The 15,630-nt window shown below is 46.7% G+C and carries 13 protein-coding genes and 1 tRNA gene; 9 read left to right on the top strand and 5 right to left on the bottom strand.

The window, feature by feature from the left end:
* Together NDI34_RS22140 and NDI34_RS22135 are read right to left on the bottom strand one after the other, a co-directional pair.
* The coding region (locus NDI34_RS22140; RefSeq protein ID WP_348232470.1) for an IS630 transposase-related protein at window positions 1-135 on the bottom strand (135 nt) is incomplete at its 3' end.
* A 48-nt stretch (window positions 136-183) separates the two neighbouring features.
* Entirely contained in the window at window positions 184-780 is a 597-nt protein-coding gene (locus NDI34_RS22135) for a DUF5671 domain-containing protein (protein ID WP_348233847.1), read from the bottom strand.
* Between the two features lie 473 nt (window positions 781-1,253).
* On the opposite strand from NDI34_RS22135, the gene NDI34_RS22130 reads away from it, so the two are divergent.
* Window positions 1,254-2,087, top strand: coding sequence for a metallophosphoesterase (locus NDI34_RS22130; protein WP_348233846.1), 834 nt, complete (start codon window positions 1,254-1,256; stop codon window positions 2,085-2,087).
* Between the two features lie 25 nt (window positions 2,088-2,112).
* Window positions 2,113-3,237, top strand: coding sequence for a histidinol-phosphate transaminase (locus tag NDI34_RS22125; RefSeq protein WP_348233845.1), 1,125 nt, complete (start codon window positions 2,113-2,115; stop codon window positions 3,235-3,237).
* A 46-nt stretch (window positions 3,238-3,283) separates the two neighbouring features.
* Here the strand turns inward: NDI34_RS22125 and NDI34_RS22120 are convergent, their stop codons facing one another.
* Both NDI34_RS22120 and NDI34_RS22115 read right to left on the bottom strand, forming a co-directional pair.
* On the bottom strand, window positions 3,284-3,835 hold the full coding sequence (locus NDI34_RS22120; protein ID WP_190414951.1) for a hypothetical protein: 552 nt from the start codon (window positions 3,833-3,835) through the stop codon (window positions 3,284-3,286).
* A 451-nt stretch (window positions 3,836-4,286) separates the two neighbouring features.
* Window positions 4,287-4,931: a GNAT family N-acetyltransferase gene (locus NDI34_RS22115; protein WP_348233844.1), complete on the bottom strand. Its 645-nt coding sequence runs from the start codon at window positions 4,929-4,931 to the stop codon at window positions 4,287-4,289.
* Window positions 4,932-5,821: 890 nt separating this feature from the next.
* On the opposite strand from NDI34_RS22115, the gene NDI34_RS22110 reads away from it, so the two are divergent.
* The 7 genes from NDI34_RS22110 to NDI34_RS22080 all read left to right on the top strand — a co-directional run bounded on the left by NDI34_RS22110 (window position 5,822) and on the right by NDI34_RS22080 (window position 14,917).
* Window positions 5,822-9,586 carry a response regulator gene (locus NDI34_RS22110; RefSeq protein ID WP_348233843.1) on the top strand — a complete coding sequence of 1,255 codons (3,765 nt, stop codon included), beginning with the start codon at window positions 5,822-5,824 and terminating at the stop codon, window positions 9,584-9,586.
* A 5-nt stretch (window positions 9,587-9,591) separates the two neighbouring features.
* Window positions 9,592-10,272 carry a molybdate ABC transporter permease subunit gene (gene modB / locus NDI34_RS22105; RefSeq protein ID WP_348233842.1) on the top strand — a complete coding sequence of 227 codons (681 nt, stop codon included), beginning with the start codon at window positions 9,592-9,594 and terminating at the stop codon, window positions 10,270-10,272.
* A gap of 43 nt (window positions 10,273-10,315) precedes the next feature.
* Window positions 10,316-11,533 carry a hypothetical protein gene (locus tag NDI34_RS22100; protein WP_348233841.1) on the top strand — a complete coding sequence of 406 codons (1,218 nt, stop codon included), beginning with the start codon at window positions 10,316-10,318 and terminating at the stop codon, window positions 11,531-11,533.
* A gap of 80 nt (window positions 11,534-11,613) precedes the next feature.
* A tRNA-Gly gene (locus NDI34_RS22095) sits at window positions 11,614-11,684 on the top strand.
* Window positions 11,685-12,223: 539 nt separating this feature from the next.
* Complete coding sequence (locus NDI34_RS22090) at window positions 12,224-13,000, top strand: EcsC family protein (protein ID WP_190672171.1); 777 nt, start codon at window positions 12,224-12,226, stop codon at window positions 12,998-13,000.
* A gap of 2 nt (window positions 13,001-13,002) precedes the next feature.
* The gene (locus tag NDI34_RS22085; RefSeq protein ID WP_348233840.1) at window positions 13,003-13,929 is read left to right on the top strand and encodes a hypothetical protein; all 927 of its coding nucleotides are present in this window, start codon (window positions 13,003-13,005) and stop codon (window positions 13,927-13,929) included.
* Between the two features lie 250 nt (window positions 13,930-14,179).
* Entirely contained in the window at window positions 14,180-14,917 is a 738-nt protein-coding gene (locus tag NDI34_RS22080; protein WP_348233839.1) for a methyltransferase domain-containing protein, read from the top strand.
* A 190-nt stretch (window positions 14,918-15,107) separates the two neighbouring features.
* On the opposite strand, the gene NDI34_RS22075 is transcribed toward NDI34_RS22080, so the two are convergent.
* The gene (locus NDI34_RS22075) at window positions 15,108-15,491 is read right to left on the bottom strand and encodes a low temperature-induced protein (RefSeq protein ID WP_190672163.1); all 384 of its coding nucleotides are present in this window, start codon (window positions 15,489-15,491) and stop codon (window positions 15,108-15,110) included.
* Between the last annotated feature and the right edge of the window lie 139 nt (window positions 15,492-15,630).

Raw genomic sequence — 15,630 nt, 5'->3', positions numbered from 1 at the left:
TCGCCGCTTCAGCCATAGGTCAATCGTATTGCGACTAATTTGGAACACCTGTGCGGCTTCACTTTTCTTCATGCCGTCTAACTCGATCGCTTGGATCACCTTCTGACGCAGGTCATAACTATAGGGGTTTGCCATGAGCAGCTTGAATAACTTCAGGACAACAGGTGATCTCTACTCTACGTCCTAACTATCTTGGCGGTTGCTATAACTCTTGCCGTACAACGAGGTGATGCCGTAGATATAGCCCAAAAGACCCAGAAAACCAATCAAAAACCCGCCTAAGCTAAAGCATTGAGCCGGACGGTACGCTCTTTTAGATAACAGCAGAAGGGCAGAGCCAAGCATGAAAAAGCTCAGGGCACTATTGGGAGACATTCGCCCTGGTGCAGAGGTGCCAACAGTGCCTGCTGGGTCTTTAAACAGCAGTTCGTCAATTCCTAGATTCCATCCAAACCCATACTCAATTAGTGTCAATAAACCGATTAAAATGACGATGATCGCCAACACTTGAGAAAGGTCAAACGAAGACTTTCTCCGGTTATCTTTTGCCTTTTGTCTTCTGTGTTCCGCGTCGTGCCACAAACACAAAGACAATCCACTCAGAATAAAGGCTATGCTTGTGTTGGCTTTCATGCTCACCAGCCCTGGCAAAATGCTTTTAAGGGCTGTAATATCTAATATCCAGCCCAGTAAAACAACACATCCAATTAGGGTGACAATAATACCGGCTTTTCTGGAGTAGGATTGTGGAAATTCGATAAACTCCGTCTTTTTAATCATAAAAATCGGACTCTTCCAAATATCAATAACTGACCATTTATTAACTTTTAATAGAAAAAATATTTTGAGCTTTGCTAGATAAATTTATACAAATTACCAAAATAATACAATTTATCGTTTGTGCCTAAATATAGGCTAAACTTAAATTTATTCCTAATAAACATAGGATGGATTTACTAATTATAAAACCGTATTTACATTGACTATTTGTCCGTTTTTTACGAAAAAGTCAGTAAATTCACAGATAAATGTTCTGACCTTGTTCTGAACTATTGTAAAAAGAACCATTTAGCGATCGCTTTTGTATTTATTGCAAGGACGCTAGCGAATCGAGAAGCCCATAACCCAGCCTAGTCAAGCAATCTTGAAAAGATTTAATCCATTCTTTTGCTTTCGCTCCTTAATCAGGTGGCAAGGCAACAAATAGCATCTCTGAGCTATCCTGGAATCGCCAGATAGCAAAAGTTGACAAAATGCACTGGATATTAACCGAATCTTTAAGCGTAGAAAATTTAACAGTAGCGATCGCGGGTTTACCGGCATCTTTGCAAGGCACAAAGCTAGTGCAACTGTCTGATTTGCACTACGATGGCAAGCGATTATCCGAAACACTACTCGCAGAGGCAATTGAAGTCAGCAATCAACTCGAACCCGACCTGGTTTTATTGACTGGCGACTTCGTAACTGATGACCCATCTCCCATTCACGCCCTAGTGCAACGGCTAAAACACTTGCAAGGTCGCGCTGGTGTCTATGCCGTACTCGGCAACCACGATAATTATTATCGCCATTCAAAAAAAGAGGTGCAAGACGCCCTGGCTAGCATTGGGATTCATGTCCTCTGCAATGAAATTGCTTATCCATTGGGAAAAGAATTACCCTTAGTCGGACTTGCTGATTTTTGGTCGCGGGACTTTAATCCAGCGCCAGTGATGAATCAACTCGATCGGGACACACCCCGAATCGTCTTATCTCACAACCCAGATACTGCCGAGATTTTGCAACAATGGCGGGTGGATTTGCAACTGTCGGGTCATACTCATGGCGGTCAAGTAGTAATTCCTGGATATGGTCCAGCGCCGCAACTGCTGCAAAACTTCCGTCACCTCATTCCCAAACCGATGCAGCGTTGGGTGCCTTTTATGAAGGAATGCAATACAGTGGTAGAGCGTTGGGAATGGGCGCAGGGGTGGCATCAGGTGGGAAAAAACCAGTTATATGTGAATCGGGGGCTGGGAACCTATTGGCCCGGACGCCTATTTTGTCCGCCAGAAGTCACGGCGATCGCGCTGGTGGATCAAAAATAGTTTTTAGTTGTTAGATCAGGAATTTATGTTCTCGTTCATCCGGTCAGATTTATCTCAGTTACGCGCCTATATGCCCCACCCAGGCGGCGCATCAGGAAGTCCAGTCACGGGTTCAATTCCAATCGATCGGCTGGATACCAATGAATGTCCTTTTGATTTACCAAAAGAATTAAAAGAAAAATTGGCATGGACTTATCAGCAGCTAATTGAGACGAATCGCTATCCTGATGGCAGTCATGCCCAACTCAAAGAAGCGATCGCCCAATACGCGAACGAATCCTTAGACGCCCCCATTACCCCAGCCAATATCTCTGTAGGTAATGGTTCCGATGAACTCATTCGTTCCCTCCTGATTGCCACCTGTCTCGGCAACGAAGGCTCGATCTTGGTCGCCGATCCCACCTTCTCCATGTACGCGATTCTGGCTCATACCCTAGGCATTCCTGTGGTGAATGTCGGGCGTAAGGCAGCGAATTTTGAAATGGATCTTGCCGCTGCCCAAAAAGCCATTAAGGAAACCCAGAATCCGCCAATCCGGGTGGTATTTGTCGTTCATCCCAACTCCCCCACCGCCAACGCCTTAACTACCGCTGAATTGGAATGGCTGCGGAGTTTGCCAGAGCATATTTTGGTGGTCATTGACGAAGCTTATTTTGAATTTAGCCAGACAACCGTGGTGGGTGAATTGTCGCAGCATCCAAACTGGGTGGTACTCAGAACATTTTCCAAGGCGTTTCGGCTGGCAGCACTGCGACTAGGATATGCGATCGCTCACCCAGAACTCATCGTCGCCCTCGAAAAAGTCCGTCTCCCCTACAATCTCCCCAGCTTCACCCAAGCTGCCGCTTTACTTGCCCTTTCCCAGCGGCAACTGCTACTTAGCTGCATTCCCCAAATTCTTAGCGAACGAGAAAAGTTACTCGATTTTCTCAAAGAGCAACAGGATTTACAAGTTTGGCCCAGTGCCTCAAACTTCATCTACCTGCGTCTCCCGACAGAGGAAGCCCTGACTCGATTGGCGCAGCAACTCAAAGAGTTAGGAACCTTAGTTCGTCACACCGGCGGCGGCATTCGTCTGACGGTAGGCGGTGAAGAAGAAAATGAGCGATCGCGCCAGCATCTCCTGGCAGCCTTAAAAGCAATCAACTAAGCAGGATTAATTAAAAATTAAAAACTTCCTAGTTTTTAATTTTTAATTAATCCTCCAAATCCCGTGCCCTGCGGATAGTATCTGGCAACACCCCCACCAACAGCGCAAAGGCATCGTCAGGTACTTGCGTCAGCGTCTCCGTGCCAAAGAACTGCTTAAACTGTTCGAGGATCTTCTGTGCTCGTTGCAGCGGCACGGGGTTATCCGTAATTTGTTTCGTGAGTCGAATCCACTGTCTCCGAATCAAATAAGCATTCTGCCGTTCCTGAGCGGATTCAGGAGTTACCAATGACAAATTGCCCACTGGCAACACCCATTTCGCATCCACATCAAACAATCCGCCCACAGCCGCTCCTGGCCCAGCAAACTCTGCATGGTAGTGTTTGTAGAGGATCAAGCCATTCCGACGGCGACTATTCACGATCAACAGATGTTTATCATGCAGCTGATTAAGGATATCAGACGATTCCTCGTCAGGGTTCGGGCTTTCATTATTCATGCCATTAGAGCCTTGAGAGCGGGCGACACAGGTAGGGCTTTGATTGGCATCCGCTTTGTATAGGACAGTCTGGTAGCGCTGTTGGTTGTCGCTATCCATGTCAACTCTTACTGCTATATTTTTTCTTTGGGCATGCACCCGAACCGGAAGTACAGAGGCAAACCCAAGTCTGTTAGTTCTGGATGGATTGCAAGCTTGAGATTCAGTTTGCCATCTATTATGTATGTAAACAATAATTACATTATCAAAACATTTGACATTAGTATAAGTCACCAAGCGGTAATTCTTAATTTTATTTTATGGCATCTTGTCCGAGCGTAGAAAATACAACAGCCAGTAGTCGCCCACAACCTCACTGTATTGGGTATTCTTCAATAATCTACCCCCAAAAGTGACAATTGTTTAAAGTTAATGTGAAGTTGCGACAAGCAAGAGTCACTGACTGATTTAAAGACTGATTGAATTGATTAAACGTCTTTTCTAGCTAGCAATTTTCAACCCAATCATCCTCAAATCTAGAGAATCTCAGGGAGGCGAGGGGAGGGTTATTTTAGCTTCCAGAAGGCAAGTGTTTGTGCAAGAACAGCCGTCGAGGACGCCCCAGCAGCCAGTCACTCCAGCTGGGATCGCCATGGTGCAGGTGATATCCCGCCTTCAGATAAAGCTGCCGTGCCTGATGATTATTTTCTAACACGTGCAGGTAGAGGTCGCAGAATCCCCATTCCAAAGCAGTTCGTTCGCAGCGCAGCAGTAACTGCTGCGCGACTCCCCGTCGCCGACACGAGCGGTGGACAGCCAAATTCGAGATGTAAGGATATTGAGAACTCCAGGGTTGCCAGGAACAGGGACGAAGCCCCATTTCAACCGTCCCTACCACGGAATCAGCATTTGTTCCTTGGCGTTCTTGTGCTTTTGGGGACGGGGATGAATCCTCTCCTCTCCCCTGATTGGTACTACCCGAAGCGACAGCGGCTAAACAGATGTAATTCGGAGGAATCAAGCGCAGTCGATTGCGTAAATCTTCGTAAATTCCCAGTCGAAATAACGGATAGGCCAAAGCCCAAATTCCTGACCGAGGGTGAAAGCTATCTGCCAGGATCTCGGTGAGGCTGGTCACATCATTTTGGTGGGCTGCCCGGACGATAAAGTGAGAGGCACCATTCGGTTGTGCGGCTCTTTCAGGTTGGCGGTGCAAGAGTGGAAAGCAGGGATTCACAGCCGAGCGTAAATTGGGTATCTAGCAGGTTTCATCCTAGATCATTTTGCAGTGATTTTTGCAGGTTTAAGATCGGGGTACTGGAGCAAAATGAATTAACTGGGAAGATTGACAAGTTGCTAGGCTGGAGAGTTTCTAGGTTGCCCTAGCCTGGAAGAATGCCTACCTTAGGCAAAGCTTCTTTTGTTCCAGCAAGGATACTATTGTACAAGGAGTGCATCGGCCTAGGGAAAATTGGCATCGGACGGTAGAGCCAGCATCGCTATCCTGTCCGGAGCAGCAGCGCTCGTCCAGGTATTTCTCTAACAGCCTGTTATCGATCAATTTCGGAGCAGGGGATATGGAAGCGCGATCGCAGTAGTTATAACTGAGATCCACGCCCAAACGTTAAAGTCAGAAATGAAGAGCGGGTATTTTAAATAAAAAGTAAGTGACAAGTGCATTTTCTCCCCAAAAAGTTATTGAACTGGGTAGGTTCGTTGTCAGTCGTCTGACGACCATAAGCATTGCCTACACCCTACCCCTATTTCTCAGGAACCGCTGTTGGGTAGGACCAAGGCTTCCCCGCAAGGGGAGCGGGGAGCATGAGCCAGAACCGGGGTGTTTCTCGAAAATTGACACCAGAAGGTACAGCAGTACTGAAACTGAAAAATTAAGATTAATTAGGGTGCAACCAGGCAATTTCCACAGCTTCCGGATTCGGAAACAGTGGGATGCGGATAGTAGCTTGGATAGGGAGCATCTATCTTTATCTCCCATCTGCTTTTCCATCTCAATCGCTGGAATAATCTGTGCATGAAATGGAGACTGTTTTGCATTTGCATGGGCGTAGGCATGAGCTGCACCATACTACAGCAGGAGAGCGGGGCATGAAATCCCAAGCCAGTAAAAAGCCCAAAATTCTGGTCGTCGATGACGAACCCGATAACCTCGACCTGCTCTATCGCACTTTTCATCGAGAATATAAGGTACTCAGGGCAGATAACGGCCCTGCGGCGCTGGAGATTCTGGCGCATGAGGGGGATGTTGCCGTGATCATCTCGGATCAGCGGATGCCCCTGATGAGCGGCACAGAATTTCTCAGCCTCACCGCCACCCAGTACCCAGATATTATCCGGATTATTTTGACGGGTTACACCGATGTGGAAGATTTGGTGGAAGCTATCAACGCCGGAAAGGTCTTCAAGTACGTCACCAAACCCTGGGATGCAGCTGAGCTAAAAGCGCTGGTGCAGCAGGCAATGGATACCCACAACGTTTTGAAGGTTCGGACTGAGGAACTATGCCGGACGCTGCGCCGCGAATCGCTGCTCAATACAGTCACGAATACCATTCGCAACGCCCAGTACCGGCGGGGCGGTTCGCCCCTTCAGCAAGTCCTCCAGACGATTGTGGAAACCGTGGGTCATATGCTGGAGGTCAGCGTGTGCATTTTGCGTCCCTTCCAGGAAGACGGGATGGCAGATGAAGGATTCATTTATCAGCGACAAGAGGCAAAAGGCAAGCGGCAATCCTCAGGACTCATCATTTCCGAACTGAGTCCATCGTCAGGACAGAGAACGGCAGGACAGAGGACGGAGGAAGAAGGCGGGAGTCAGGAGTCACTAGAATATACGGCTCCGTCTTCAGTTTTGCTCCCTGAGTCTTCTTTGGGAGAGAGCGAGACTGGGCAGCACAATGAAGACCCCCACTCAGTCTTGAGTCTTCAGTCCTCAGTTCTCAGCCAGTTGGTGTGGGAAACGCACGATGTAGAAGTCATTAATGATGTCGAAACGGATGAGCGACTTCCAGGCGATACCCCTGTAATTAGGCAACGCCTAGAGGCAATGCGACAGGCGGATATCCACTCTAGCTTGGTGGTGCCGCTGTATTGCCAACTGGAATTGATGGCAGTTCTGGCGCTGCACCAGTGCGGACAGCCGCGCGTCTGGCAGGATGATGAGATTCAGTTGGTGGTGATGGTGGCGGATCAAGCGGCTCTGGCTCTTTCCCAGGCGCGGGCTTACGAACAGGTTTCTCGACTAGCACAAAGAGAGGCACTTGTCAATACGATTACAACGGCAATCCGCTCTAGCCTTGACCCGCAGGACATCTTTGCAGCAATTACGCAACAGTTGGGACAAGCCTTGCAAGTGGATGGCTGTGCCCTGTCGCTGTGGCGGAGAGAGGATGAGTTTGTTCAGTGCGTGGGCTTGTATGACGGGGCAGAAAGCCTGGTGCTGGATACATCGGTGAGCGAGGACCCGATTTTCTCCAGTACGAGCGAAGCATTTGTCACCAAAATGCAATTAGCTCCGCATCTCGGCAATCATACTTCGCTGCAAGCGAAGAATCCCCAATTACCCCACTCGGTTGTCCCAATTGCCGGAAATCCGGTGTTGCAACAGCTGCTAAATACACAAAACCCCGTGGCAGTCCACGATCTGGATCGGAACCCCGAAATGAACGGGTTCGATCTCCCTCTGCGGAGTCCGGCGCGGGCGCTGTTGGTGGTACCGTTACTCTCCGATGGTCAGATTATTGGTAGCATTACCTTGCGCCAAACGAACCGACCTCGCCGCTGGCACGCTTCAGAGGTTGAATTAGCTCAGGCGGTGGCAGCACAGGCAGCGATCGCAGTCACGCAGTCCCGACTGTATCAAAAAACTCGGCAGCAGGCGGAGCGGTTACTGGAATTAGACCGGCAGAAAACCGAGTTTTTCCAGAACGTTTCTCACGAATTTCGCACGCCGCTGACTCTGATGCTAGGGCCGCTAGAGTCAGCGGTCAATCAGCATCAGGATATGCCCTACGACCAAGCTGCGATCGCCCTACGCAACTCCCGGCGCTTACTGCGGCTGGTCAATCAACTGCTGGATATCCAACGACTCGACGCCGGTCGAATGCAAGCCAGTTTCCGTCCTTGTAACTTAGTAGAATTTATCGAAACCATTGTCGAAGCTTTTCGCCCCTACTGCGAGAAAAAAGGCTTGCAGCTGACACTCGAAATGAAACCCTGTCAGCCAGTTTATTTAGATTTAGAAAGATTTGACAAGGTACTCTACAACCTTCTCTCCAATGCTATGAAATTTACCGAAGCGGGAGGTACGATAGCCGTGCTAGTGCAACCCGCTGGAGATCACGTCCGAATCCAGGTTTCAGACACTGGCATTGGCATTCGCCCGGAACAAATCCCCCATCTGTTCGAGCGCTTCCGTCAAGCGGAAGGGTCAGTCAACCGCTCCTATGAAGGCAGTGGCTTGGGTTTAGCGCTGGTGAAAGAATTGGTGGAACTCCACGGCGGTCAAATTTCTGTCGAGTCGGTTTACCGAGAAGGCAGCACCTTTACCGTTTGGCTGCAAACTGGAACCGCGCACCTACCGCTGGATCAGGTGTTGGAAGTGCCAACTGAAGTCCAATCCAATCGCGCTGCTGTGGAATTGGCAGATTTGGAGGTGGAAGAAGAAACTGGAGACTGGGAACTTTTGAGACAGGATGAAGCAGCATCTTCTCTGAATTCACTACCAACGGAGTCGCAACCAGTATCCGCCTCCAGCGTCAATTCCTCCGTCATTCACACCGTTTTAGTGGTGGACGACAATCCAGATTTACGAGCTTATGTGTCTCGGATTTTGCTAAATGATGGCTATCAAGTTTGCATGGCTCGCAACGGCAACGAAGGATTCGCCGTCGCTAAGGAAAGGCGACCCGATCTAATCGTGACGGATTTGATGATGCCCTTTGTGTCCGGTTTGGATATGATTCGGATGCTCCGAGAAAACCCAGAACTCAAGGGAACGCCGATTATTTTGCTCACTGCCAAAGTAGACGAAGATACTCGCATTGAAGGCACCGAGAGGGGAGCCGATGCTTATCTGGCTAAGCCATTTAACGACCGGGAATTGTTAGCGTTAGTCCACAATTTGCTAGCGCTCAAGGAAAATGAGCGCCGGGTGGTGGAGCTGAATTCTTACCTGACTGAGTCGGTGCTGAAGCGCTTTTTACCTCCAACGATGGTGCAGAAGGCGGCAAAAGGCGAACTGAAGCTGGATTTGAGTCCAGAACCTAGGTTGGTTACGGTTTTATTTAGCGACATCGTGGGTTTTACCAGTTTGGCAAATACCTTGCGAGCGCGACGAGTGGCTGAGTTGCTGAATGAATATCTGGAAGCAATGACCAAAGCCGTGTTTGATAACGGTGGTACGGTAGATAAGTTTATGGGGGATGCAATTTTAGCGTTGTTTGGTGCCCCAGAGGAACTGACACCCAACGAGCAGGTACGACGGGCGATCGGTGCGGCGCGGCAAATGCACGCTTCTTTGGAGCAACTCAATCAGAAATGGTTGGAAGCAGGCATTGTCGGCACGAGCGATCGCGCACCCGTCCAGTTTCGCTGCGGCATTCACCAAGGAACCGCCGTGGTGGGAATGTTCGGAGGCAATCAACGGTCGGATTACACGGCTATCGGCCCTAGCGTGAATATTGCCTCTCGCCTTCAAGAAGCAGCGGAGCCGAATTGCATCCTGGTTTCTGCTGCCGTTGCCGATTACCTGGACGAGCAGGAAATGACCAAGTGCAGCCCACTCAAGCTCAAAGGCATCGATGAAACTGTTCTCACCTTTGCGGTTGAACTTAAAGAAAGTGCTGGGGACTGAATAAAGTGCTGAGTCCTCAGTCCTCAGCACTGTTCTCCGCTTTGCGCTTGTCGTTGTGGGTGGCGCTGATTTCCACCGTCTTCGTCGCGATCGCAGGGGGACTGCTGGGCTACCTGTTAGCACGTTACCGCTTTCCCGGTCGAAACTGGGTGGATGCTATTGTCACGCTGCCCCTAATTTTGCCGCCGACGGTGGTGGGATTTTATCTGCTGATTCTCTTTGGACGCCAGGGGTTAATCGGACGCCCTCTCTACGAAGCGACTGGTTGGACGCTCATTTTTACTTGGCAAGGCGCAGTCTTAGCGGCAAGCATTATGGCGTTACCGCTGATGGTAAAAACGACAAAGGCAGCTTTAGAAAGTGTTGACCCTGTTTACTTACAAGCCGCTGCGACATTGGGTCAATCGAATCTGCAAACCCTCTGGCGCGTTTGGTTGCCTTTAGCCTGGAAAGGCATTCTCGCGGGAATTGTCCTCAGTTTTGCCCGCGCTTTAGGGGAATTTGGCGCAACTTTAATGATTGCGGGGAATATTCCCGGTGTCACGCAAACGATGCCAATGGCAATCTACGAAGCCGTTCAGTCGGGACGCGACAACATCGCCTTGATTTTGGTGGTTATTCTCAGTTCGCTGTCTCTGTTCATTCTTTTTCTGACAAATTTTCTGGAACGTAGCGGATTCAGGTGAACGTCTACTGTTTCTAACAATAAGAGTCCTTCAAGTTTTGAGAATGGCACTACCAAACCAGCGCCCCAACGATCCGGCTCAGAGTCCTCCGACTCGGCACTTACATCTCGTTAGCGCATCGGCTCCACCCCCCTTAGAGAAGCCAGATGCGATCGCCTCCCAGCAGCGAGTCGATGCCCGGAATCGGTCTACATCATCCACGCTGTGGAGTATTTACACTCTAATTTCTGTAATTGTCCATGTATTGGGGATGTGGATGTTGCAGCGGGTAATCATGGGATCTGCCAGCGTCGATGTGGCTACGGAACCCATTCCTGTTGAGCTAATTACCTCCGTTCCCTATTCCGAAGAGAGGTTAGAGCCACAAGCGGCAACTCCCCAACAAAGACAAGAGAGCGATCGCAATTTTAACGTTCCAGGTAGAAGCCCTGTACAGCAGCCGATACCCGCGCAGCCTCAAGAAAATCCTCCGGTAAATTCTCAACCGAGGATTCAACGCTCTTTCAGAATCCGTCTAAATCCTTTCCCTCAAGCTCAAAACCCTTCGGCTAACTCGCCTTCTACCCCGCAAAGACAGCAGCCGAACTCTGATGTGGTTGCGACCAGACCGATCATTCCTACACCTGCTACGCGCCCGCCATTGGTGCCGCAGCAACCCCCTGAAACGGGCCGTCCCTTGGGGTCATCCTCCCAAGATGCAGGAACCCCCGCACCTGCACCGCCATCTCAACCGCAGCCATCATCGTCCCAACCCGTCGAACCATCACCAGCACCTGTCACCCCTCCGCCCGCTCCTCCCGTACAGGCAAGCCCAGTTCCACCAGCCCCAGCTCCCATTCCACCCGCACCGCCTGCTGGAGAGCCACAAAGCGCACCGCCACCCGCACCCACAGCGCCCGCAGCCCAAGGTAGAGGCGTTGTGGCAACTTTATTCAATGTCCGCTCTGGTAACGCTGGTGCTGATGAGCCGAACCAATTAGCCGTACCGCAGCAACAGCAGAAACAAATTCCCGACCTTGATTATCCGCTGCTAACTGGGCAAGCTCCCGACGAGCCTATCGTCTTGGAAGTTTTATTGTTGATTGATAACACGGGTAAACCGTCAGTTCAGCGAGTGCTGCAAGGAAGCGGAAATTTAAACGATTCGCAGTTTGTCAATGAGCTAATTCAAGGCTGGAGGTTTCAACCTGCTTACATGGGAGGTGGAGCCGTTGACAGCTTGCTGGAAGTCTCTATCCGAATTTCTCCTCTCTCCCAGTGAAAAAATGCACGCCTCCCCTACTCAAGCTCTAAAAAATTGTGGTATAGTAATCTAGTTATGGTTTGACCATACCTCAATTTGCGGGTGTAGTTTAGTGGTAAAACCTCAGCCTTCCAAGCTGATGATGCGAGTTCGATTCTCGCCACCCGCTTTTCCGAAACCTAGATAAGTCAAAGGATGTAACAATCCAATAACCCTTAAGTAGAAGAAATTTTGGGTATAAAGATTAGGTTTGGGTAGGAATCTAGGTATTGGTTGTAAGACAATCTTTACTACTAAAATTAAGCGAAGTTTTCAATGCCCTTTTATATGACTTTGTAAGGCGCTTCAATTCAGTTAGTCACCTTTCTAGACAGAGACCGAGAATTGTATTTATTTTATTGAACCATTAAACGGCTGAAAGGCTCATATGATAAGGGATTTCAGGCTATCCCAAGAAAAAACCATAAAACCACATTCAAAATATTTTAGGTACTAGATGACCTAAAGTAAATTTCATGGCACTTTAAAGGGATTATAGGTGCTAAGTAATTTTACTCAATATCAATAATTATGCTTTTGAAAACCATGAAAACAGTAAAACTACTCAAAGGATAATTTAAAAGTAGAAGATTCCTAGTGTTTTAACTGAGTTATTTTTAAGCTGCAAAAGTTATGGTTTAGCAACAGCTTAAAGTAATTATATAAAAAATGAATATTTCAGTTTTGCAAGAAGCACTCGAATCACTAATTAATACAATTATTAGTTCTGATCCAGAAGAAATGAATAAATACTTAAATAAAATTCGTTCGGAAAATCCTACTTTAAGTAAAAGGGGGATTGCCGAAAAAATAATTCATGAACAATCTATTAATAGTGGTTTATTAGGTGCTGTTACTGGATTTGGAGGTTTAGTTACTTTACCCGCAACTATTCCTATAGATATAGTTAAATCTTGGAGAATTCAAGCTTTTACAATTCGCTGTATTGCTGAAGTTTATGGGTATAGCTCTCAGGCTAATGATTTAAAAACAGACATTTTTCTGGTTTTGTCTAATGGTTCTATAGAAGAGTTAAAGAAATTAGTAATCGCAGAAGCATTAAATTCAGCGCCTAAACACGCCTTAAAAGCTTTAGGAAATGTAAAACGATCGATTATTGAAGTAACTGCAAAGGCAAGCACAAAGTATGCTGCTAAAGTTATTACTAAACATGGTGGAAAAAAAATAGTTAAATACACTATGAAAGGAATGTCAAAACATTTGGTTAAAGCTTTATGGAAAGTAGGAGGAAAGAAAGCAGTAGAAAAGTCTGTTCAGAAAACACTTGGCAAAGCAGTTCCGGTGATTGGTGCAATAGTTGGAGGTAGTTTAGATTGGGTTTCTACACAAGCTGTAGGAAAGTTAGCAATTGAGTATTATGAAAACTCAACTCCTGAATGGATAGATGAAGTTTTAAGCTTATGTGTAGAAGAAAATAGGGGTTAAAGATGCTTGCATTTTTCATTCATGGGGTTGCTACAAGACATGATAAGTATGCTTTTGAATTAATAGAGAAAATCAGAGATGATTTTGATAAAAGAAAACAAACTAAACCTTATTTTTTTTGTAGTCAATGGGGAGGAGTTTTAGAAAATACACCCCCACTTTGGAAATGGGTTCAGCAAGATTTAAATAATTTTTGCAATAATTCTAAGATCGATTTAGGAGATGTGTTTCAGTATAGTCAATATCGTGAATTCTTTATCGATCAGTTTTTTGGGGATCTGTTCACTTACCTAAATACAGAGAATGGTATGGAGATTAGAAAAATTATTGCATTACAATTATTTGAGTTTTTAAAAAAGCATCCTCAAGAAACAGAACTTCATTTAATCGCTCATTCTTTAGGAGGAGTAATTTTATATGATATTTTGTTTTCTGATAAATATGGAGCTGACGATCCAGCATTTTATATAAGAAATATGATAAAAGGTTTAAGTGTTTCTAACGGTACACCAAAAGTTTATCTTAGAAGTATTACTACAATGGGTTCGCCTATATTACTTTTTAATTTCATGTTAGGTATCCCACCTGAAAATCTAAAAAAGTTTGCTAGTAGATATTTAAAACTACCTTTAAGATGGATTAATTTAATTCACGCTTCTGACGTTTTTGCATATCCTCTTTCTGCAAGTTTAAATATTGATTCATCCTGTAATCTCTTTTTTAGAGATAAGTTTATTGCATCTCACAATCTTATTAAAAAAGTTTCACAACCATTTTTTGGTTTAGCCGGATTATCTATGGCTAAAGGATTAACAAGTTCTCATACGTCTTATTGGAATAGAAGTAGGGTTGCTCGTTTAATTACAGCTAATATTTTAGGAGACTGTGAATTTATAGATTCTGTAAGTCCTTATAGAAAACATTTTTGATTTCTGGTGTTCGTCATCAACAATGTTTTTTAATTGTAAAATCTACACTTTACTCTATTTTAGAATAAGCATTTTTCTAAAAATATAATTAATGTTTCGCCAAGTATCTATCCTTTTATTTAGTCACCTTGTTAATATCAACTTTGTTCAAACTTAGATTGGTAGATTTTATGATTCGCCAAAGTTAGACTTTGAGTTTTAAAAATCCATCGCTGATGCTGCCGTTGATGGTGTAGTTCCAGAGGGATACTTGCGATCGCCTGCCCAAGCCTATCAAGATGTAATCGCTTGGCTAGAGAAGCTAGAAACAGGCGTCCAAGTCATCGCCCGTCCGAAGATTGTAATTCCGATTCCCGATAACGACCCAGCAGACGTGCAGCGGCGGTTGCAGCGTTACGGCGACTTTTCCGCCATGAACCGCCACTGGAACCAAACCCGAAGCGAAACTACTCACCATCGCCTACAGGAGAATCCAGAGGAGTGGTCGAATTATCATACTTTATACACTGAGTCAAGGAAAAATTGGGCGGTCATCCCTTATGAAGAGATGATTCGCTGGTGCCAACAACGTAGCGGCTACACTATCGGTGATTTCGGTTGTGGTCAGGCGAAGCTGGCTGAAGCGGTTTCAGATCGCCATACAGTTTACAGCTTTGACCATGTTGCTGTGAATCAGGAAGTTATTGCCTGCGACATGGCTCATGTTCCCCTTGACGATCAAAGGCTTGATGTAGCGATTTTCTGCCTGTCACTGATGGGAGCGAACTTCACCGATTACCTGCGGGAGGCGAACCGCACTCTGAAACTGGATGGTCAGCTTCATATTATCGAAGCAACTTCAAGATTTAGCGATCGCCCTCAATTCCAAACTGACCTAGAGGCTTTAGGATTCATTGTTGTCAGCGTTCAGGATGCATGGAAATTTACCCATATCCACGCCTTGAAGACTGAACGTAGACCCCAAACCACAGGAGAACTCCAGTTCTAGGGCATTTATTGCCGTTACACGCTCCAACGAGCCAGCGTTTCAGCATCGCCAGCCTAAAAAAAACAAGGCAGACTCCTGCCTGCCCTATATAACATCAAGAACAACCCCTGCGGAGTTGCCCTGATGATGAGACCCTGCATCCGCACTCAGCAGATACTAGGGCGCTCAGTCTTGAGCAAATACTGTCTCCTTAGTCTTTGCCAGTAATGCCTTCTAGAGCCTTCTGAACTTTTTGTTCAACTGATTGGACGCCTTGCGAGTTTTCGTTGGTACTCATCTTCTCAGCATCAGCAGATCCTTGAATTTCATTCAGACCCTGCTGGGCTTCCTTCTGAGTCTCCTTAAGCGAATAGGGGTCTTTCAGAACCGCCTTTTGTGATTTCTCTTCAATCTTCGTCAGATTGGCTTCTCCGTCTCCGGGGCGACTGTTGGTGCCGCTATATCCTGCGGGGGTTTTTGTGCTGCTGTAGGCTGGAGTTGCATAGCTGAACAATAGTAAAGCGCAAAAACAAGCAGCGATCGCCATACGCACTGGACGTACCCAAGCAGACAGGTTGAAACGGATCGATTTCATAGAGTCCCTCTCTCCTAATTTGTCGAAATTAGCACTATTAAGATTTGTTGATCGGATCAGACGAAACAACTGCCTGAACGACCTCTCTTATTTGCTCAAATTTTGGAGCTTCTGACATCTGTACCTAGGTATACTTGCA

Source organism: Trichocoleus sp. DQ-U1, assembly GCF_039961925.1.
Taxonomy (GTDB): Bacteria; Cyanobacteriota; Cyanobacteriia; order Cyanobacteriales; family FACHB-T130; genus FACHB-T130.
The sequence above is the reverse complement of the archived record's forward strand: the minus strand, read 5'-3'. Positions and strand labels throughout refer to the sequence as shown.

Coding starts and splice junctions, on each gene's coding strand:
- NDI34_RS22135 (WP_348233847.1), bottom strand. CDS start 780: ATGATTAAAAAGACGGAGTTTATCGAATTTCCACAATCCTACTCCAGA.
- NDI34_RS22130 (WP_348233846.1), top strand. CDS start 1,254: ATGCACTGGATATTAACCGAATCTTTAAGCGTAGAAAATTTAACAGTA.
- NDI34_RS22125 (WP_348233845.1), top strand. CDS start 2,113: ATGTTCTCGTTCATCCGGTCAGATTTATCTCAGTTACGCGCCTATATG.
- NDI34_RS22120 (WP_190414951.1), bottom strand. CDS start 3,835: ATGGATAGCGACAACCAACAGCGCTACCAGACTGTCCTATACAAAGCG.
- NDI34_RS22110 (WP_348233843.1), top strand. CDS start 5,822: ATGAAATCCCAAGCCAGTAAAAAGCCCAAAATTCTGGTCGTCGATGAC.
- NDI34_RS22100 (WP_348233841.1), top strand. CDS start 10,316: ATGGCACTACCAAACCAGCGCCCCAACGATCCGGCTCAGAGTCCTCCG.
- NDI34_RS22090 (WP_190672171.1), top strand. CDS start 12,224: ATGAATATTTCAGTTTTGCAAGAAGCACTCGAATCACTAATTAATACA.
- NDI34_RS22085 (WP_348233840.1), top strand. CDS start 13,003: ATGCTTGCATTTTTCATTCATGGGGTTGCTACAAGACATGATAAGTAT.
- NDI34_RS22075 (WP_190672163.1), bottom strand. CDS start 15,491: ATGAAATCGATCCGTTTCAACCTGTCTGCTTGGGTACGTCCAGTGCGT.